19 protein-coding genes and 1 pseudogene are annotated in these 18,905 nt (G+C 56.2%); 13 read left to right on the top strand and 7 right to left on the bottom strand.

Features of this window, described 5'->3' with window-relative positions:
- Positions 1–24: 24 nt before the first annotated feature.
- The 6 genes and pseudogenes from Q1B15_RS23460 to miaA all read right to left on the bottom strand — a co-directional run bounded on the left by Q1B15_RS23460 (position 25) and on the right by miaA (position 5,595).
- The gene (locus tag Q1B15_RS23460; RefSeq protein WP_366141707.1) at positions 25–294 is read right to left on the bottom strand and encodes a hypothetical protein; all 270 of its coding nucleotides are present in this window, start codon (positions 292–294) and stop codon (positions 25–27) included.
- Between the two features lie 162 nt (positions 295–456).
- Positions 457–1,055: pseudogene (locus Q1B15_RS10710) on the bottom strand (glyceraldehyde 3-phosphate dehydrogenase NAD-binding domain-containing protein); the annotation flags it as partial.
- A 150-nt stretch (positions 1,056–1,205) separates the two neighbouring features.
- On the bottom strand, positions 1,206–1,322 hold the full coding sequence (locus Q1B15_RS10715) for an entericidin, EcnA/B family (protein ID WP_299753736.1): 117 nt from the start codon (positions 1,320–1,322) through the stop codon (positions 1,206–1,208).
- Positions 1,323–1,330: 8 nt separating this feature from the next.
- On the bottom strand, positions 1,331–3,133 hold the full coding sequence (locus Q1B15_RS10720; RefSeq protein ID WP_299753737.1) for an extracellular solute-binding protein: 1,803 nt from the start codon (positions 3,131–3,133) through the stop codon (positions 1,331–1,333).
- A gap of 308 nt (positions 3,134–3,441) precedes the next feature.
- Entirely contained in the window at positions 3,442–4,443 is a 1,002-nt protein-coding gene (gene gap / locus Q1B15_RS10725) for a type I glyceraldehyde-3-phosphate dehydrogenase (RefSeq protein WP_299753738.1), read from the bottom strand.
- A gap of 261 nt (positions 4,444–4,704) precedes the next feature.
- Positions 4,705–5,595 carry a tRNA (adenosine(37)-N6)-dimethylallyltransferase MiaA gene (gene miaA / locus Q1B15_RS10730; RefSeq protein ID WP_299753739.1) on the bottom strand — a complete coding sequence of 297 codons (891 nt, stop codon included), beginning with the start codon at positions 5,593–5,595 and terminating at the stop codon, positions 4,705–4,707.
- A 99-nt stretch (positions 5,596–5,694) separates the two neighbouring features.
- Between miaA and pyrH the strand changes: the two genes are divergently transcribed.
- The 13 genes from pyrH to lpxB all read left to right on the top strand — a co-directional run bounded on the left by pyrH (position 5,695) and on the right by lpxB (position 17,692).
- Positions 5,695–6,426, top strand: a complete 732-nt coding sequence (pyrH, locus tag Q1B15_RS10735; RefSeq protein ID WP_299753740.1) for a UMP kinase — start codon at positions 5,695–5,697, stop codon at positions 6,424–6,426.
- Between the two features lie 142 nt (positions 6,427–6,568).
- Positions 6,569–7,132, top strand: a complete 564-nt coding sequence (gene frr / locus Q1B15_RS10740; protein WP_299753741.1) for a ribosome recycling factor — start codon at positions 6,569–6,571, stop codon at positions 7,130–7,132.
- A gap of 38 nt (positions 7,133–7,170) precedes the next feature.
- Complete coding sequence (uppS, locus tag Q1B15_RS10745; protein ID WP_299753742.1) at positions 7,171–7,890, top strand: polyprenyl diphosphate synthase; 720 nt, start codon at positions 7,171–7,173, stop codon at positions 7,888–7,890.
- Complete coding sequence (locus Q1B15_RS10750) at positions 7,887–8,684, top strand: phosphatidate cytidylyltransferase (RefSeq protein WP_299753743.1); 798 nt, start codon at positions 7,887–7,889, stop codon at positions 8,682–8,684. Before uppS ends, Q1B15_RS10750 begins: the two co-directional genes overlap by 4 nt.
- Entirely contained in the window at positions 8,681–9,853 is a 1,173-nt protein-coding gene (gene dxr / locus Q1B15_RS10755) for a 1-deoxy-D-xylulose-5-phosphate reductoisomerase (protein ID WP_299753744.1), read from the top strand. Before Q1B15_RS10750 ends, dxr begins: the two co-directional genes overlap by 4 nt.
- Before the next feature lie 7 nt (positions 9,854–9,860).
- Positions 9,861–11,198, top strand: a complete 1,338-nt coding sequence (rseP, locus tag Q1B15_RS10760; protein ID WP_299753745.1) for an RIP metalloprotease RseP — start codon at positions 9,861–9,863, stop codon at positions 11,196–11,198.
- Positions 11,199–11,285: 87 nt separating this feature from the next.
- The gene (locus tag Q1B15_RS10765; protein ID WP_299753746.1) at positions 11,286–11,414 is read left to right on the top strand and encodes a hypothetical protein; all 129 of its coding nucleotides are present in this window, start codon (positions 11,286–11,288) and stop codon (positions 11,412–11,414) included.
- A 190-nt stretch (positions 11,415–11,604) separates the two neighbouring features.
- Complete coding sequence (gene bamA, locus Q1B15_RS10770; RefSeq protein ID WP_299753747.1) at positions 11,605–13,836, top strand: outer membrane protein assembly factor BamA; 2,232 nt, start codon at positions 11,605–11,607, stop codon at positions 13,834–13,836.
- Positions 13,837–13,895: 59 nt separating this feature from the next.
- Positions 13,896–14,375, top strand: a complete 480-nt coding sequence (locus tag Q1B15_RS10775) for an OmpH family outer membrane protein (RefSeq protein ID WP_299753748.1) — start codon at positions 13,896–13,898, stop codon at positions 14,373–14,375.
- Positions 14,376–14,439: 64 nt separating this feature from the next.
- On the top strand, positions 14,440–14,895 hold the full coding sequence (gene fabZ / locus Q1B15_RS10780) for a 3-hydroxyacyl-ACP dehydratase FabZ (RefSeq protein ID WP_299753749.1): 456 nt from the start codon (positions 14,440–14,442) through the stop codon (positions 14,893–14,895).
- A gap of 2 nt (positions 14,896–14,897) precedes the next feature.
- Positions 14,898–15,692 (top strand): acyl-ACP--UDP-N-acetylglucosamine O-acyltransferase, encoded by a 795-nt coding sequence (gene lpxA / locus Q1B15_RS10785; protein ID WP_299753764.1) that lies wholly within the window; start codon positions 14,898–14,900, stop codon positions 15,690–15,692.
- 4 nt (positions 15,693–15,696) lie between these two features.
- Positions 15,697–16,485 (top strand): UDP-2,3-diacylglucosamine diphosphatase LpxI, encoded by a 789-nt coding sequence (gene lpxI / locus Q1B15_RS10790; protein WP_299753750.1) that lies wholly within the window; start codon positions 15,697–15,699, stop codon positions 16,483–16,485.
- A gap of 46 nt (positions 16,486–16,531) precedes the next feature.
- Positions 16,532–17,692, top strand: coding sequence for a lipid-A-disaccharide synthase (lpxB, locus tag Q1B15_RS10795; protein ID WP_299753751.1), 1,161 nt, complete (start codon positions 16,532–16,534; stop codon positions 17,690–17,692).
- 4 nt (positions 17,693–17,696) lie between these two features.
- Here the strand turns inward: lpxB and mnmA are convergent, their stop codons facing one another.
- Complete coding sequence (gene mnmA, locus Q1B15_RS10800) at positions 17,697–18,842, bottom strand: tRNA 2-thiouridine(34) synthase MnmA (protein ID WP_299753752.1); 1,146 nt, start codon at positions 18,840–18,842, stop codon at positions 17,697–17,699.
- Positions 18,843–18,905: the final 63 nt, after the last annotated feature.

Here is an 18,905-nt window from a genome sequence, read left to right on the forward strand (position 1 = left end):
TAGAAGAAGATCGGGATGTGACAGCTAGAGACAGTCGATTGATCTGTGGGTTCTTTGAGAAACAGAGCTGAATTTGACACCTTTCATGCCGCCCGGCAGGCCCGGTGGCATGAAGTAAAACGGCGCGGCGAGTGTTGCTGCCAGAGCGACTGCCACAGACAAAAGCGATGTCGTAAAACCGAAGATCGCAAGAAGGCTGGCGCCCAGAAGAAACCCAAAGCCTTTTACTGCATTCTTCGAGCCGGTCAGAATAGAGACCCATCGGAAAAGCGCACCGTCCTCGGCTGGTGCCAAAAGATTCACCGCACTTTTCGACTACATCTTGGCCAAATCCTTGGCGACGTCTGACAGACCCTGCAGAGCCATCACGAAGGCAAGCGAGGCTGTGACACTCCAGCTTGGGGAAAGCTGTGTCAGGGCTGTAAGCCCGATGATCTGAAGGCCAAGCCCGGCGTACAGCGCCGATCGTGCCCGACGAGGGTCTTTGTTCGGTCGGTCGACGATGGTTTGTGTATTGGTCACGTCGTGGATTGTGGTGATCGAACCGTGTCGGATACCGAGTTCTTCGTGGATGACTTTGACAATTGGGGCGAGGCAGTTGGTGGTGCAGGACGCCGCGGTGACAAGCCTGTGTGCATCCGAATCGCAAAGGTATTGGTTAGCACCATAGACAAGGTTAAGCGCGCTGCCGTCTTTTACGGGTGCAGAGACAATGACTTTTTTATCTCGGCGGCAAAATAGGGGGCGAGGGCGGCCTCGGATTTGAAAACGCCAGAACAGTCGATGACCATCTCTATCAGCGGGATGTCTTCAATGCCTTTTTCACGGGTGAGGCGGATGTGTTGTCCGTTGACGCTGAACCCGTCTTCGCGCGACGCGATGTCGGCGTCCCAGCGACCGTGGACCGTGTCGAACTCGAGCAAAAGAGCGTGTTGGTCAGTGTCGCCGTAAGGTTTGTTGACCAGAACGATCTCGCCGCCCGAGCCGGTGTCGCAAAGGTCTCGCAAAGCAAGTTTGCCGATGCGGCCCAGTCCATTCAATGCAATGCGTGTCATGTCGGCTTCTCCGTTCACCTGTGGTGTCGGTTTACGTGCGAGAGCATGACGGGCAAGTGAAGGTTTTGTAACAGGGGCCTTTGCCAAAAGCGCAGTTAGGTGGTTCCCAGACGCCGCGCGCGAGGCCAGACGTCCGGGAATTAGCCAGATTTAGATTGCGCGGTCGATTGCGCGTGCGCCTGCGGACACGTCCTGGCCGAGGCCCTCGACGGTGTTGCATGCGGCAAGGCCCAGCAGGACCGCGGTCATCAAGACAAGTTTCTTCATATCCGTCCTCATTCTTCATACCACCAGACATCGGGCTGGAACCCTATCCAGTCGCCATACATCGGCAAGACCGACGGATAGCGAAGCTCTTTGGCATGGGCAAGCCGTGCAATCGGCTGGTGCCACAGTGGAACAACATAGCGCCCCGAGATCAACACACGATCCAGTGCTTTTACGGCCGCACGATAATCCTCAGTCGTTTCGGAGACCAGCATCTCGCCAATAATCGCATCAACGGCTGGATTACGAATACCTGCCCAATTGCGGCTACCGTCCACGTCTGAGGCTTCAGAGCCCCAGTAAAGAAGCTGCTCGTTGCCCGGCGAAAGCGACGGCACACCGCGCGCGTACCATGTCATGTCGAAATCAAACGTTCTGGTGCGCTCGGTGTATTCGGCGCTGTCGATGGTTGTGACGGTTGGGTTGATCCCGATGCGCTGAAGCGCCGAGATATACAGATCGACGATCTGTTGCGGCTCGGATGCGCCCGAGCGCAAGAGAATGTCGAAGGTGAATGCCTCGCCGGTCGTGTTCTTCAACGTCCCGTCCCGAAGCGTCCAGCCTGCCTCTTCCATGATTGAGAGCGCTTTGCGGATGTTGGCACGGTTGCGTTCGGTGCCGTCGCCGACGGGCAGCGTATAGCCCTCGATGGCGCCGGGCAGCAAAGTGGCGGCGTGGGGTTCAAGGAAGTCTCGCACCTTTCCCGTGGCTTCTCCGGGTGCCATGGCAAAAACTGAGTTCCCGAAGGGCGAGGTGATACGCGGTTGCGCTTCGCCGTTGATGGTTGTGTTGATAAACTCGAAATTGAAGGCAGTGATCAGCGCCTCACGGACCCGCCAGTCCTGGAATTGTACGCGACGGGTGTTGAAGACCAGTCCCTTGATGCCGGTCGGGCGCTGGTGCGGAATGATGGATTTGACGACATCACCCGCCTGCACTGCCGGGAAGTCATACTGTGTGTCCCATTTCTGGACGTTGGTTTCGCGCATCGTATTTAGGATGCCGCCTTTGAAGGCTTCGGACATCGCGGTGCCGTCGGAGAAAAATTCCATACGGATTTGGTCAAGATTGTTGGTGCCGCGTCTGAATGGAAGATCAGCGCCCCAATAGTCCGGATTGCGTTCCAAAAGAACGAAGCGTCCGGGTTCGAAGTCGGTAATGATATAGGGCGCACTTGAGATCGGGATGTCGTCTAGACCGCTTTCCGCAAAGTCTTTGCCCTCCCACTGCGCTTTCTGCAAAATTGGGCGCAAACCCATGATTAAGGGCAATTCGTCGTCAGGTGTGTTGAAGGTGAAACGCACCGAGCGCTCGCCGACGGCTTCGGCGCTTGCTACTTTGGCCCAGGTCCCCGCGTAGCGGGGGTGGCCGATGGTGCCAAGGGTTTCAAATGACCAAAGCACGTCCTCGACTGTTACGGGGGCACCGTCCGAGAATCGCGCTGCGGGGTTGAGCGTGAACTCGACCCATGAGCGGTCCTCGGGGGTCTCGATTGATTCGGCCAAGAGACCGTAAAGCGTGAACGGTTCTGCATAACTGCGGCCCATAAGGCTCTCGTATGCCAAAAAGCGCAGTTGCCACGGCGTGCGGCCCTTGCGGATGTGGGGATTGAGCGAATCGAACCCGCCGACTTCACCCTGAACAATCGCGCCACCTTTCGGGGCGTCGGGGTTCACATGGGGCTGAGACACAAAATCAGGTGGAAGAGCAGGGTCGCCATACATAGCTATGGCGTGTTTGGGCTCGGCCTGAGTCGCCCCAGTTAAAACGGCAGCGGCGATGCCAACTGCTGCGAAAAAGTTAATTCCCATTTTGACGGCAATCCTTATGCTCTCTAAAGGTCCTTGGTTTTAGAGCCTATGCGCGACTTTAAACCTTTTCAAACTTTTAGCTTGGCCACCGGCAAATCGTTGCGTATAAAGGACTTACTGCTCGATAGGTTTCTTGCCTGTATGAAACCTGCCTCAATAACTTAGCGCCCGCTTCGTGCGGGCGTTTTTTTTGGCGCGTGGCCGGGACGTTTTTTTTCCGGGGTGGTCAACGTTCATATTTCACCGTCATCGAAGCAAAAAAGCCCCGCGTTGGCGGAGCTTTTGGAGGTCCAGTTTTCAGGACATTTTTAAATAAGTTTCGCCATGGCAACAGCCGTATCGCTCATCCGGTTCGAGAAGCCCCACTCGTTGTCATACCAAGTCAGGATCCGCACCATAGTGCCTTCCATGACCTTGGTCTGATCCATGTGGAAAACCGACGAGTGCGGGTCATGGTTGATGTCAATCGACACAAGCGGCTCGTCTGTGTAGCCAAGAATGCCTTTCAACGGTCCGTCTGCTGCGGCGCGGATGGCGTTGTTCACTTCTTCAATGCTGGTGGCGCGGCTGGCTTCGAACGTCAGGTCTACGACCGAAACGTTCGGGGTCGGCACGCGGATTGCGACGCCGTCGAGCTTGCCGTTCAGTTCGGGAAGCACGAGACCAACCGCTTTCGCAGCCCCTGTGGACGTCGGGATCATCGACAAGGCAGCGGCACGTCCACGGTAGAGGTCTTTGTGCATCGTATCCAAAGTTGGCTGGTCGCCGGTATAGCTGTGGATAGTCGTCATGAAGCCTTTGTTGATGCCGATGGCGTCGTTCAGCACTTTAACAACTGGCGCAAGGCAGTTCGTGGTACACGAGGCGTTTGATACAACGATATCGTCTGCGGTCAGCGATGCGTCATTCACGCCAAAGACGATCGTTTTATCCGCATCAGGACCGGGCGCCGAGATCAGCACACGGCTTGATCCGTTCTCAAGGTGGGCCTGACACTTTTCTTTCGATGTGAAAATTCCGGTACATTCCAGAACGATGTCGACATTTGCCCAAGGCAGATCTGCCGGGTTTCGGATTGCTGTGACCTGAATGGGACCGCGGCCGACATCAATTGTTGTATCAGTCGTTGTTACGGTTGCCGGGAAGCGTCCGTGAACACTGTCATAGCGCAACAGATGCGCATTGGTTTCAACTGGGCCGAGATCGTTGATTGCCACGACTTCGATATCGGTGCGGCCAGATTCGATGATTGCACGCAGGACATTACGTCCAATCCGTCCGAATCCGTTTATTGCGACTTTGACTGCCAAAGGTCTTCTCCTGTTCTCGGCTGGATGCATTTAGCGCCAGAAGGCGATCAATCTGATCAGGTCCATGAATTTTCGTCCTAAAAAAATATGCCACTCAAGGCCAAGGACGAAACTCAGCGCGAAAAACGCGCAAAGGAACAAACCAATTCCAAGTGCGATCCTGTTTGTCATCGCGCGACTTATGGCAAACGAAGGGCAAAGGTTAAAGGTTAAAAGAACAAGCGTAGGCTTTGCTTGGAAGGAGGTGTCAGCGCTAACACTTCAGGGGGCGTTGGCGTCGATCCAGCGCCACGTCTTCATACGTCCGCGAAACCAAGTGCGTTGGCGTTTTGCGTATTGCCGGCTGTGTACGATGATGGCTTGTTTTGCGGCGTCCAGTTTCATGTCGCCATTGACGTGCGCCACAAGCTCTGCAGCTCCAATTGCTTTGGCTGAGGGAAGGCCTTGATGCCAGGTGGGGGCATTGGCGCGCGCTTCATCCAGAACGCCGAGTTCCAGCATTGCGTCAAAGCGTCTCTCGATGCGGGGTATCAGCCAGTCTTTTGGCGCAGAAAGGACCAGTGCTTGCGTCTGTTCAATCGGAAGGGGCGGTGGACCTGTTTTGTCCTGCCACGACGCAAGGCCCCGCCCTGTGCTTTGCATCACCTCCCAGGCACGCTGAACACGGCGGGGGTTGGAGGTATCGATCCGTGCGCGCGTGTCGCCATCCAGTTCAGCGATAAGGGTGTCGACGCCATATTGGGCAAGCCGGTCATCGCCTTCGGCTCGGACGTTGTCCGGAGTCGGTGGTATTGTCGCCAACCCATCGCTTAAGGCAGAAAAATAGAGACCTGTGCCGCCGACGATCACGGGTGGCGTTTCGGCAAGTAAAGGCGTGATGTCGCGAAGCCAATCGCCGACCGAGTAGCTTTGCGTACCCGGCACATGTCCATAGAGCCGGTGTGGAACGTCGGCCTCGTCTTTCATCGATGGGCGCGCCGTGAGAACGCGCCAATCGCTATAGACTTGAAGGGCGTCCGCATTGATCACCGGTCGACCAAAACGCGCGGCGATTGCCATCGCCAGAGCGGACTTCCCGCTTGCGGTTGGACCCGCAATTAGGACCGGGAGTTCTGGGCTGAGGGACGCGATGACCCTGTCGATCAAATTCATTTTGCCAAGGCGTCCTTCGTGCGTTGAATCTTGTGCCGTTTTCGGACATTTTCCCGCCGGGCGCAAAGGCGCGTTGAAATGATGCGAGGGACCGGGCTTATGGCAGACAAAACAGGCAAATCATCTTACAAACGCGTCCTTCTGAAGATATCTGGCGAAGCGCTGATGGGAGATCAGGGCTACGGACTTCACCCGCCAACTGTGGCGCGAATCGCGCGTGAAGTGCAATCGGTGCAAGAGATGGGCGTAGAAGTCTGCATGGTTATCGGTGGCGGCAACATATTCCGGGGCTTGCAAGGCTCTGCGCAAGGTATGGAGCGCACCACTGCAGATTACATGGGAATGCTCGCGACGGTGATGAATGCGCTTGCAATGCAGTCTGCGTTGGAAGAGCTGAAAATCCACACCCGCGTGATCTCGGCGATCCGGATGGATGAGGTTGCCGAACCCTATATTCGCCGCCGCGCTGTGCGCCATCTTGAGAAGAAACGTGTGTGCATTTTTGCCGCCGGCACCGGGAACCCTTATTTTACCACCGATACCGCCGCAACACTGCGCGCCAGCGAGATGTCATGTGAAGCGATCTTCAAGGGCACCAAGGTTGATGGCGTATACGACATGGATCCGGTCAAGTACGCCCACGCCAAGCGCTACGATAAGGTGACTTACGACGAAGTTCTGGCGCAGCACCTAGGTGTCATGGATGCATCGGCAATTGCTCTGGCGCGCGACAATGGTTTGCCGATCATTGTGTTCTCCTTGGACGAGCCCGGCGGGTTCCGAGGTATTCTGGCGGGCGAGGGCACCTATACAATCGTACAGGAAAAGTAGAGCCGGGCAAAACACGACCGCCGTTTGGTGCACAAACCCTGCACGATCGCCTTGGCGCGAAAGGCTATACAAAGCTGGCAAAAGCCGGGTATAGAATGGTTAATCCGGCAAAAGCCCGCGAAAATGGATAAGAGAAACAGGCATGGCAGACGACTTCGACATTGATGTTGACGATATTGAGCGCCGAATGGATGGAGCATTGGCTTCGCTTCGGCAGGAATTTTTGACGCTTCGGACAGGGCGCGCTTCGGCATCGATGCTTGAGCCGATTATGGTCGATGCTTATGGGGCTGTGACACCGATCAATCAGGTCGGTACAGTGAATGTACCTGAGCCGCGCATGATCACGGTAAACGTCTGGGACAAGGGTCTCACCGGCAAAGTCGAAAAAGCGATCCGCGAAAGTGGGCTTGGGATTAATCCGGTTGTGGATGGCACGATTATTCGCCTGCCGATCCCCGAGTTGAACGAAGAGCGGCGTCGCGAATTGTCGAAAGTTGCCGGGACCTACGCAGAAAACGCGCGGATTGCGGTTCGCAATGTCCGCAAAGACGGCATGGACCAGATTAAGAGGGCCAAATCCGACGGTATGTCCGAGGATGATCAGAAATTCTGGGAAGGGGCTGTGCAGGAACTCACCGACAAGGGGATCGCAAAAGTCGATGCGTCTCTCGAAAGTAAGCAAGAAGAAATAATGCAGGTGTAAAAGCACCGCGGGGTGGGGCTAAAACTGAGGAGACCCTTTTGGGCAAATCTGAGCGGACCACACCTGAACATGTGGCCATTATTATGGACGGCAATGGCCGTTGGGCGCAGGCGCGCGGCAAGCCAAGGCTTTTCGGGCATCATGCGGGCGCGCTTCGCGTGCGAGAGATCGTTGAGGCCTGTCCCGATCTTGGTGTGAAGTACCTGACGATCTTCGCGTTTTCGACCGAGAACTGGAAGCGGACCCAGACGGAAGTCTCTGGTCTTATGAAGCTTTTCAAACGCTATTTGATGAGCGAAACCAAGCAGTTGGTTGATTCTGGTGTGCGAGTTCGCTTTATTGGCGACCGCATGAAGCTGGACAACACGCTTGTTGCATTGATGGACGAATTGGAGCTTTTGACAAGCTACAATGATCTTGTGCATTTGACCATTGCGTTGAATTACGGCGGACGGGATGAGGTGGCACGTGCCACAAAAAGGCTGTGTCGGGAAGTTGCTGAAGGCAAGCTTGATCCCGAGTCTGTGGACGCGGAAACGCTGGCGCGCCGTTTGGATACTTACGTGCTTCCAGACCCGGATCTGGTGATTCGCACAAGCGGTGAAGCTCGGATCTCGAATTTCCTTTTGTGGCAATCCGCCTATTCGGAATACGAATTCGTCGAAACACTTTGGCCTGATTTCACACGGGATGAGTTTTCCCGTGTACTGTCCGGATATACCAGCCGTGAACGACGTTATGGAGCCGTACCTGGATGAGCAAAGCCGGTGGGGGCCAGTGGAGTGACTTAGGTCAACGCCTTCTTTCAGGTGGTATTGTAGCTTGCGTCGGCCTTTGGACCATGTGGCTGGGTGGATTGGCGTTTCATATCCTGATAGCGGTGATTTGCGGTATTATGTTGTGGGAACTGCAGCGGATGATCGGTGCGGCGAAACGCGCGATCCCGATGGCGGTGATTACGGCTGCCATTCTGCTTGCGGCAATGGAATTACCTGCAGGTTTTGCGCTGCCGTTGCTGCTTTTGCCCGCCATGGTCGGCGTCAGTCAGATCGAGCAGCATCGTTTCACCTATGCAATCTATAGTGCCGTAATCCTTGTCGCCGGCTTTGGGTTGACTGCGCTTCGAGATGATTTTGGGTTTGGGTGGATGGCGTGGCTGGCGCTTGTTGTGATCTCAACGGATATTCTGGGGTATTTCGCGGGCCGCTTTATCGGAGGCCCGAAATTTTGGCCGAAGGTGAGCCCTAAAAAGACATGGTCGGGGACGTTAGCGGGTTGGATTGGGGCTGCGATCATTGGTGCGGTTTATGTGTTCAACGGGGCGGCAGGACTTGAATTGATCGGCGTTTCCATTGCTATTTCAATGGCATCGCAACTTGGTGACGTCTCGGAAAGCGCATTGAAGCGCCGCATGGGCATTAAGGACAGTTCTAACATTATGCCTGGTCACGGCGGTATGTTTGATCGGTTCGATGGAATGCTTGGCGCGTCCATTCTCCTGTTGATCATTGAGGCTTTGGTGGTGTTCCCGCCCATGCCGGTGAGCCTTTGACGCGTAAGGTTTCAATTCTTGGCTCGACCGGTTCCATCGGCTGCAGCACGGTAGGTCTGATTGAGCGAAAGCCGGACACGTTCGATGTAGTTGCGCTTACGGGGGGACGAAATGTCACCAGACTTGCCAAGCAGGCCCGTGCCCTTGGCGCCGAAATTGCCGTAACCGCCTTTGACGATTGTCTTGAGCCGTTGCGGGACGCCTTGTCGGGGACTGGCATCGAGGTTGCGGCGGGCGAAATGGCGCTTTGCGAGGCGGCTGGGCGCCCTGCAGACTGGGTCATGTCCGCCATCGTGGGCGCCGCCGGATTGCCACCGGGCCTGAAAGCACTGGAGCAAGGCACGACGCTTGCCCTGGCGAACAAGGAAAGCCTCGTCACGGCGGGGTCGCTTCTGAAATCAACGGCGGCGGGAAGTGGTGCACGCATCTTGCCTGTCGATAGCGAGCATTCTGCGGTTTTCCAAGGGCTTGTTGGCGAAGACATCGAGACAGTTGAGCGCGTGATTATCACGGCGTCGGGCGGGGCTTTTCGCGATTGGCCAATAGAGAAACTGGCGTCCGCCACATTGGCCGAAGCCTCGTCTCACCCCAATTGGGATATGGGGAAAAGGATCACGATCGATAGTGCGAGCATGTTCAATAAGGCCTTGGAACTTATTGAAACGCATGAATTTTTCAGTATCGATCCGGACAAAATAGAAGTCATTGTGCATCCCGAGAGCCTGATCCATGCGCTTGTTGGTTTTTGCGATGGAGCCTTGATGGCGCACGTCGGCCCACACGATATGCGCCACGCTATCGGCTATGCGTTGAACTGGCCCGAACGCGACCACCTGCCAGTGGAACGTCTTAATCTGGCCGAGATCGGACAATTTACTTTCCACGAGCCCGATGACGAGCGATATCCGGCGCTGGCGCAGGCCAGATGGGTCATGGAAGAAGGCGGATTGGCGGGCGCGGTATTCAACGCGGCCAAAGAGCGCGCGCTTGATGGTTTCATTGAGGAGCGGATCGGATTTTTGGATATGGCAGCAGTTGTCGCAGACGTGATCGAAATAATGTCAGGTGAGGGTCTAGGTTTGGCCGCGATTACGCTAGATAGCGTTCAGCAAGCAGACGAAACGGCGCGCATGCGGGCTGGCGAGTCTATTTTACGGCGACAGAGATAGGGTTTTCATGGACTTGGCAGGGCTGATTCCGACGTTCGGAAGTATAGTATTCACAATCGCGGCGTTCGTTGTGGCGCTTTCGGTGATTGTGGCGATCCATGAGTATGGCCACTATATTGTGGGCCGCTGGACGGGGATCAAAGCGGATGTGTTTTCCGTTGGGTTTGGACCTGTTTTGTTTAGTAAGACAGATCGCCATGGCACTGCCTGGCAGATTGCTGCGCTGCCTTTCGGTGGGTTCGTAAAGTTTCGCGGAGACGGCAATGCGGCTTCGGCAAAAGATGCTGATGCCATGATCGGTCTTTCAGACCAAGATTTGCGGGAAACAATGCACGGCGCACCGCTTTGGGCGCGCACATTGACGGTCCTTGCAGGGCCAGTATTTAACTTTATCCTTTCGTTTCTGATATTTGCGGCCCTTTTGATGACCCGCGGCGTCGCAAGCGACCCGATCACCATCGAAGAGCTTGTTGCGATGCCGTCTTCCATTCAAGAGCTGGAGCCCGGCGATATCATTCTTGAGGTAAATGGCTTCGTCGTTCCGCCAACTGAAGACTTCAACGATCTTCGCGGGAGCGTCGAGCCGACCGAAACCGCCACCTATACGGTGTTGCGTGAGGGGGCCGAAACGACAGTGCGAGGTCCGTGGCTGTTCCCGGCCCTTGCCGGATCGGTATCACCGGGTTCGGCTGCCGAAGAAGCGGAGCTACTTGAAGGCGATGTGATCACAGCGGTGGACGGTGATCCGATCATCGACTTTGAACAATTGCGCGATAAAGTTCGGGCCTCAAATGGCGCCGCGATCGCTCTGACAGTCTGGCGTGATGGTGTGCTTGGCGATTTTACGATGGCACCACGGCGAACTGATCTGCCACTTGCGGACGGCTCGTTCGAAACCCATTATATCATTGGAGTTTCGCCGGGCATGTCGTTCGTGCCGGCCTCGGAAACCCCGTCGATAGGTCAGGCCCTTGCATATGGCGCAAATCAGATCGTCTTTATTACAAAGTCCAGTTTGTCCGGCCTCTATCATATGGTGGTGGGCAAAATCTCAACCTGTAATATTTCGGGGCCTATTGGTATTGCCGAAACCTCGGGGCAGGCGGCAAGTCAGGGCTGGGTATCGTTCATATGGTTTATCGCCGTCTTGTCGACGGCTGTGGGCATGCTGAACCTGTTTCCCATCCCTGTTTTGGATGGCGGACACCTTGTGTTTTACTTCTGGGAAGCGGTCACAGGGCGTCCCCCAAGCGATCAGGCGCTAAAATATCTGATGGCGGGCGGGTTGACCGTAATGCTTGGTTTGATGCTGTTCGCGGTCACAAACGATCTGTTCTGCCCTTAGTCCGAGCCATCTAAGCGCCTTTGAGACGCCAAATTTCAGCCACATTCCGCCGATATTTCTGGATAATCAAAATGTAGGAAGAAGAACATGCAGGCAATTCAGCACGGTTTCAAAGGACTTGAACTTCTGGTCGAGCTTAACCTTGACCGTTTGATTTTTCTTCTAGCGCTTGGCGGTGCTTTGTTCCTATCCGCCTATATCGGAGCACGGTTTTAAGTCAGCATAAGAACCTGACAACGAAATAGGCCGCCCTTTTGGGGCGGCCTTGTCTTTTGACAGCCCTTTAGAATCTGTTTAATCACGCGCCATAAAGAACAAAAAAGCGGGTGCGGGAATGTGGCGAGCAAATCGAGTTAAAGATCTCTCACTTTGGATTTTGGCGGGGCTTCTGGCGATAGGATTGAACGTGTCCGATGCCGCGGCTCAGACCCGAGTGTCCTCGATCATAGTCAACGGCACGCAGCGTGTGCCAGATGCCACCGTAGTGGATCTTGCCGACATCGAGCCCGGCGCCATTTTAACCGATGGACAGATCAACGATGTGCTGCAACGTATCGTGGCTTCGGGCCTGTTCCAAAACGTTGAAATCGTCCCCGTGGGCAACGGGTTGCGGATCGACGTGGTCGAACGCCCTACAATCAATCGTATCAATATCGAAGGTAACGAGCGTCTGTCTGACGAGGCACTCTTGACTGTTGTCGGCTCGGCACCACGGCGTGTTTATTCGCCGTCGCAAGCGGAAGAAGACGCAAGCGCTATTGTTGGAGCTTACGTCGATTCCGGACGCTTAGCGGCCACTGTGCAGCCTCGGATCATCCGACGTACCGACAACCGCGTGGATCTTGTGTTCGAAGTGCGCGAAGGGCGTGTGGTTGAAAACGAGCGGATCAGCTTTGTTGGAAACCGCGCGTTTTCGGATCGCAGGCTTCGGCGGGCGATAGGAACCAAGCAAGCGGGCTTTTTGCGCGCCATCATCCGCGCGGACTCGTTCATACCCGAGCGGATCGCGTTTGACCGTCAGGCATTGACCGACTTCTATCAATCGCGCGGTTACGTTGACTTCCGGGTTCTGGACGTCACGTCAGAGTTTTCGCGCGAGAGAGACGCAAGTTTTGTGACCTTCAGCGTGCGCGAAGGACAAAAGTTTGCGGTGGGCGCAGTTTCGGTCAGTTCGGAATTTCCGGACGCCGATATAAACGCTTACCGCGACGCGCTTCGTTTGCGGTCAGGGGACACATGGAACCCCGCCCTAATTGACGAACAGATCGCGCGTCTGGAACGCCTGTCGCTTCAGCAGGGTTTTGATTTTCTGCGGGTTGTGCCGCGCGTGACTCGAAATGCGCGGGACCTGACATTGGACGTCGAGTTCGCGCTTGTGCGTGGGCAGCGCATTTTCGTTGAGCGCATTGATATCGAGGGAAACACGACGACCTTGGACCGGGTGATCCGCCGTCAATTTGATCCTGTTGAGGGGGATCCGTTCAATCCACGTGAGATACGCAACGCGGCCGAGCGCATACGCGCCCTTGGTTTCTTTTCCAACGCAGATGTTCAAACGCGGGAAGGATCCGCGCCCGACCAGGTGATCGTCGATGTTGATGTTGAAGAGCAGCCCACAGGCAACCTTAGCTTTGGTGGTACGTTTTCGACGGACTCTGGCTTTGGTATTGTCATCGGTTTTTCTGAGCGGAATTTCCTTGGACGGGGCCAATCGGTCGGCGTGCAAATCCAAACAGGCACCGAGGACAGGAACATCAGCTTAACGTTCCGCGAGCCGGCTTTGTTTGCGCGTGACCTTTCGTTCGGACTTGCGATCAATGATCGGACAACCGACTTCGGCAATGCGGCATATGAAACGCGAGTCACGTCGATCTCGCCGTCGCTTGGGTTTCCCGTGTCCGAAAACGGCCGCGTATCGCTAAGCTACACGCTGGCAAGCGAGGAGATTTTCAACGTCACCGACTCCGCATCAAGTATCATCAAAGGTGAAGAGGGCGATCAAATCCGCAGTTCATTGGGCTATGACTATACGCTTGATCTGCTCCGGGGAGGGCTGAACCCGAACCGCGGTGTGTTGTTCTCTTTCGGGCAAGAGTTTGCGGGCCTTGGTGGCGACACTGAATTTCTGAAGACCACCGCACGTGTTGTCGCTCAACGCGACGTATGGAACGAAGAAGTCACGTTGCGTGCGATTTTGGAAGGCGGCGCGGTTGCGGCTTTGGGCGGCGGCGACACACGGATCACCGATCGCTTTTTCCTGTCGTCTCGGCAGGTGCGCGGATTCTCGTCGCGCGGTATCGGGCCGCGCGACACTGGCGCAACCGAATCCGATGTGCTGGGCGGCAACAAGTACGTGGCGTTACGTCTTGAGGCGGACTTCCCTTTGGGGCTTCCGGAAGAGTTTGGGATCACCGGGGGCGTGTTCCTCGATTTGGGCTCGCTTTGGGGGCTCGACAACACGGCCGGCGACGCGCTCGTGCCGGTGGATGATGGGTTTGAGTTGAGGTCGGCGATTGGATTTTCGTTGCTTTGGGCGACGCCACTTGGTCCGCTTCGCATGAATTTCTCCAACCCGATCAAATCTAACCCGCTGGACGATGAACGTTCGTTCGATTTCACGATTTCGACTGCGTTTTGAACGTGAGGAGGTCGACGCTCACGCTTGCAATTTTTCTATTCTGCGCGCTGGCGACGCCTATGGTGGCGCAAGATACAGCACTTAATCTGCCGCCGCCGATCCTGACAATTGATCAAGACCGCTTGTTTCAGGAAACCGGATTGGGTGCGCGGTCCGCGCGTGCCATCGAGGCAGAGGTCGAAACGCTTGCAGCCGAAAATGCCCAGATTGAAAGCAGGCTGATCGAGCGCGAGCAGGACCTCACCGTGCGCCGCCCTGAATTGCCCGTCGAGGACTTCCGCGCCTTGGCAGATGCATTCGACGGGGACGTGCAGCGTCTTCGTGACGCGCAGGATGAAAAGGCGAGAGAATTAAGCAGGCTTCGGGACGCAGCACGGCAAGAGTTTTTCAACGATGTAGCAGGCATCATCTCGGATATTGTACGCGAGCGCGGAGCGCTTGTTGTTCTGGACAGACGCGACGTCTTTTTGTCCGCCGATCGCATCGACATCACGGACGAGGCCATTGCACGGGTCAATGATGCGGCAACACTCGAGTGATGTGCTTGCGGCAAAGCCGCCCACTTGGTACCACTTTTAAAAATCCGGGCAGAGGACGAAATGAATGACCGAGTCGCTCGCACGCGCTGATATCGATTTGATACAGCGCATAATTCCGCATAGATACCCGTTTCTGCTTGTTGATCGAGTTACCGATATTGATGGGACGTCCTCGGGCATCGGCATCAAAAACGTCACGATGAATGAACCACAGTTTACCGGGCACTTCCCCGGAATGCCGGTTTTCCCGGGGGTGCTGATGGTGGAAGCGATGGCCCAGACGGCTGCAGTGATTGCAGGTGTCGGTCTTGACTTGGCAGACAAGAATTTTGGCGTTTATTTTATGACGATGGACAATGTGAAGTTCCGCCGGAAAGTCATCCCAGGTGATACGCTACGGATGAAAGTTGAAACGCTTCGTAGCGGCGGCAAGGTCTGGAAATTTAAGGGGCGTGCGACGGTCGACGGCGATGTTGCTTGCGAGTGTGAGTTCACAGCAATGATGGACCTTCCAAAGTGAGGATGGATGCCAAAGCGGATGTTCATGCGTCTGCGGTGATCGAACTCGGTGCTGTGATCGAAGCGGGCGCGCGTGTCGGACCGTTTTCTGTCATTGGCGCGCAGGTGGTTTTGCGATCCGGTGTAGATGTAAAATCGCACGCTGTCGTCACAGGGATCACGGAAATCGGCGAAGACACCGTGATTTTTCCGGGCGCTGTGATCGGAGAGATACCGCAAGACCTTAAGTTTAAAGGTGAGGAAACACGGCTGATTGTCGGCAAACGCAATCGGATCCGCGAAGGTGTGACAATGAACACCGGTACTGCAGGCGGTGGCGGTGAAACACGCGTCGGGGATGATTGCCTGTTTATGACGGGGTCCCACGTGGCGCACGATACGATCGTGGGTGATCGTGTGATCGTCGCCAATCAGGGCGCGATTGCCGGGCACTGCGTGATTGGAGACGACGTCATTATCGGCGGTCTGTCGGGAGTTCACCAATGGGTCCGGGTCGGTAAGGGCGCAATTATTGGTGCGGTCACAATGGTGACGAACGATGTCATTCCGTATGGTTTGGTGCAGGGACCACGCGGGTCATTGGACGGGTTGAACTTGGTCGGCTTGAAGCGACGCGGTGTTGGTCGCGCGGATATCTCGGCGCTCAGGGCTGCGTTCCAGTCCCTTGCCAATGGCGAGGGGGCGTTTCAAGAGCGTGCGCGGCATCTCAAGGACAACGCCGAAAGCGCCTATGTTCACGAGATTCTGGACTTTATTCTTGGGTCTTCGGATCGCTCGTTCCTGACGCCGGAGCGATAGGTCGATGCTGGCGTTGATTGCCGGGCAGGGGCGGCTTCCGGCGATACTGGTCGAGCGGCTTAAGACGCGCCCCCACATAGCCTCACTCGATGGTTTTGATCCCGATGGCGTGGCGCCGGATCGGCGGTTTCGACTGGAGACACTTGGGAGCCTGATTGGTGGTCTCAAGGCGGATGGCGTGACCGAGGTCTGTTTTGTCGGAGCGATTGCGCGTCCCGAGATTGATCCCACGGCCTTGGATGCGGCAACATTACCGCTTTTGCCGCGCATTATGCCCGCGCTTCAGATGGGCGATGACGCCGCCCTGCGTGCGGTTCTTGCAATATTTGAGGAGGCCGGGATTTACATCCGCTCAGCGATAGACCTGGCGCCGAATCTTCTGCCCCCTGTGAGCGTTTTGTCAAAACGGCAGATTGAAGAACACCATCGAAAAGACGCAATGCGTGCGGCCGAGATTGCTGCAGCCTTGGGCAATCTCGATCTTGGGCAGTCATGCGTTGTGCGTAAAGGACAAGCGCTTGCACTTGAAGCCTTGCCCGGCACTGACTTCATGCTGAACACATTGGCGGGGACCACCTATGGGCCGGGCGGTTTGTTTTATAAGGCTAAAAAGCCAACGCAAGATGTGCGGATCGACCTGCCCGTAATTGGTGTCGAGACCGTCAGGGGTGCGGCAGCGGCCGGACTTGACGGGTTGGTCATTCAGGCGGGCGGGGTGATGGTGCTTGATCTTGAGGATGTGACCGCCGCGATTGACGAGGCCGGTCTGTTTCTTTGGGTGCGCGACGCATGATTACATGCGCCGTCAAAGCTGTGTGGCTTGCGCTTTTGTTGCCGCGATGAGGCTTTTTGTTTTGGCCGGTGAGCCATCTGGCGACAAACTTGGGGGCGCCCTTCTCGCGGGCTTGAAGTCCATTGTTCCAGACCTTGACGTGCGCGGGGTCGGGGGGCCGATGATGCAAGCACAGGGCATCGAAAGCGAATTCCCAATGGACGAATTGTCGGTCATGGGAATTGCTGAGGTTTTGCCAAAGTACCTGAATCTGAGAAAACGCCTGCATCAGACTGCCGACGCTGTTCTTGAATGGCAGCCTGATGCGCTTTTGACCATTGATAGTCCGGATTTCTCGCTCCGTCTTGCCAAGCTGGTAAAGGCGAAATCATCAATTTGCACGATACAATATGTTGCGCCGTCGGTTTGGGCCTGGCGGCCAAAGCGCGCCGGCAAGATGGCGGCCTATGTTGACCATGTGCTCGCTCTGCTGCCGTTTGAGCCGCCCTACATGGAATACGCAGGTATGGGATGCGATTTCGTCGGGCATCCGGTTGTTGGCGAGCCTGTGGCCACTGATGACGAAGTGCGTGCCTTTCGCGCAAGCGAGAGGATCGAGGATGCACCTTTGATCCTTGTGCTGCCGGGGTCGCGCAAAAGCGAAATCGCCCGGCTATCTGCGGTCTTCGGCGAGACGATGGAGTCCGTCTTGGCCAGCCATGCAAGCGCGCGTATCGTCGTGCCCGCGGCTTCGGCAGTTGCCGATGCGGTCAAAGGCGCGGTCGCGTCCTGGCCCGGCCAACCTATTGTTCTCGACCCTCGCGAGGGCCCTGACGCGGCTGCGCGGAAACGAGCAGCCTTCCGCGCGGCCGACGTGGCTTTGGCGGCCTCGGGCACGGTATCCCTAGAACTTGCAGCAAGCGGGACGCCGATGGTTGTGGCCTATAACATGAGTTGGCTCAGCTGGCAGATTATGTCACGCCTTGCCGCGGTCGACACGGTAACCCTCGTCAATCTGGTAAGTGGCGATAGGGTCGTGCCTGAATTTCTGGGACCAGCCTGCCGCGCGCCAGATATTGCAGCAGCGTTGTTGCTGCTTTTGACGGATTCAACGGCCCGCGACGCGCAAAAAGCCGCGATGGACGTTACGATGGAGCGGCTTGGGCGCGACGGTGAAGGGCCGGGGCTGCGTGCGGCGAAGGCTGTCCTGGGTGTGCTTAAGGGCTAAGCGCCTAGTTACCGCGCCATATCCAGCCGCCCCCCAGCACGCGGCTTGATCCGTTTTGATAAAACACGCAAGCCTGCCCGGGCGAAACACCTTCTTCTGGCTTAAACAATTCCACCTCGGCCGACGTGTCAGATAGCGGTCGGATAGCTGCTTCTGTCGGTGGGCGCGTTGAGCGCACTTTTACCGAAACGTGCCATTCGCTTTGCGACTGAAAGGGAGTATCTCCCAGCCAGTTTATTTCACGAACTGGGATGATGCGGGTCGACAGCATCTCTTTCGGTCCGACGATCACATGATGGGCCTCGACGTCCAGTTTTACCACGTACAGCGGTTCATCTAATCCGCCTATTCCAAGTCCGCGACGTTGTCCGATTGTGTAGTGGATGACGCCCTTGTGGGTGCCAACGACGCGTCCGTCAACATGCACGATATCGCCGGGTTCGGCAGCGCCGGGGCGGAGCTTTTCGATAACGCTTGCGTAGTCGCCGTTCGGGACAAAACAGATGTCCTGACTGTCAGGTTTGTCGGCTATGCCAAGCCCGTAACGTGTAGCAAGGGCGCGTGTCTCGGCCTTGGACGTCAGATGGCCCAAGGGAAACCGTAAAAACGACAGTTGGTCCGGCTTGGTTGAAAACAGGAAATAGCTTTGGTCGCGTGCGGTATCGGCGGCCATATGCAATTCCGGCCCCTCGGGTCCAACTTTCCTTTGAATGTAGTGCCCGGTCGCCATGCAGTCGGCATCGAGATCTTTGGCGGTTTCTAGCAGATCCTTGAATTTCACCCGCTCGTTGCAACGAATGCAGGGAACCGGTGTGGCACCAGCAAGATAGCTGTCTGCAAATTCGTCGATTACTGCATCGCGAAAGATGTTTTCGTAATCGAGCACATAGTGCGGAAAGCCCATGTCCTCGGCCACGCGCCGTGCATCGTGAATGTCGATGCCTGCGCAGCACGCGCCTTTTTTAGAAAGCGCGGCACCGTGGTCATAAAGCTGAAGTGTGACGCCCACGACGTCGTAGCCCTCGCGCGCAAGTTCCGCGGCGACGACCGAACTGTCCACACCGCCCGACATTGCCACAACCACGCGTGTGTCTGCAGGGGCCTTTGGAAAGCCGAGAGAATTCAATGCGTCGCGATTATCGAGCGCCATGCCAGTCACCAATTCGAGAACAGTATTCTTTAGAAATATAGGAAAATGCGATGTAATCGCAAG

This window comes from uncultured Boseongicola sp. (assembly GCF_937988555.1).
Taxonomy (GTDB): domain Bacteria; phylum Pseudomonadota; class Alphaproteobacteria; order Rhodobacterales; family Rhodobacteraceae; genus Boseongicola.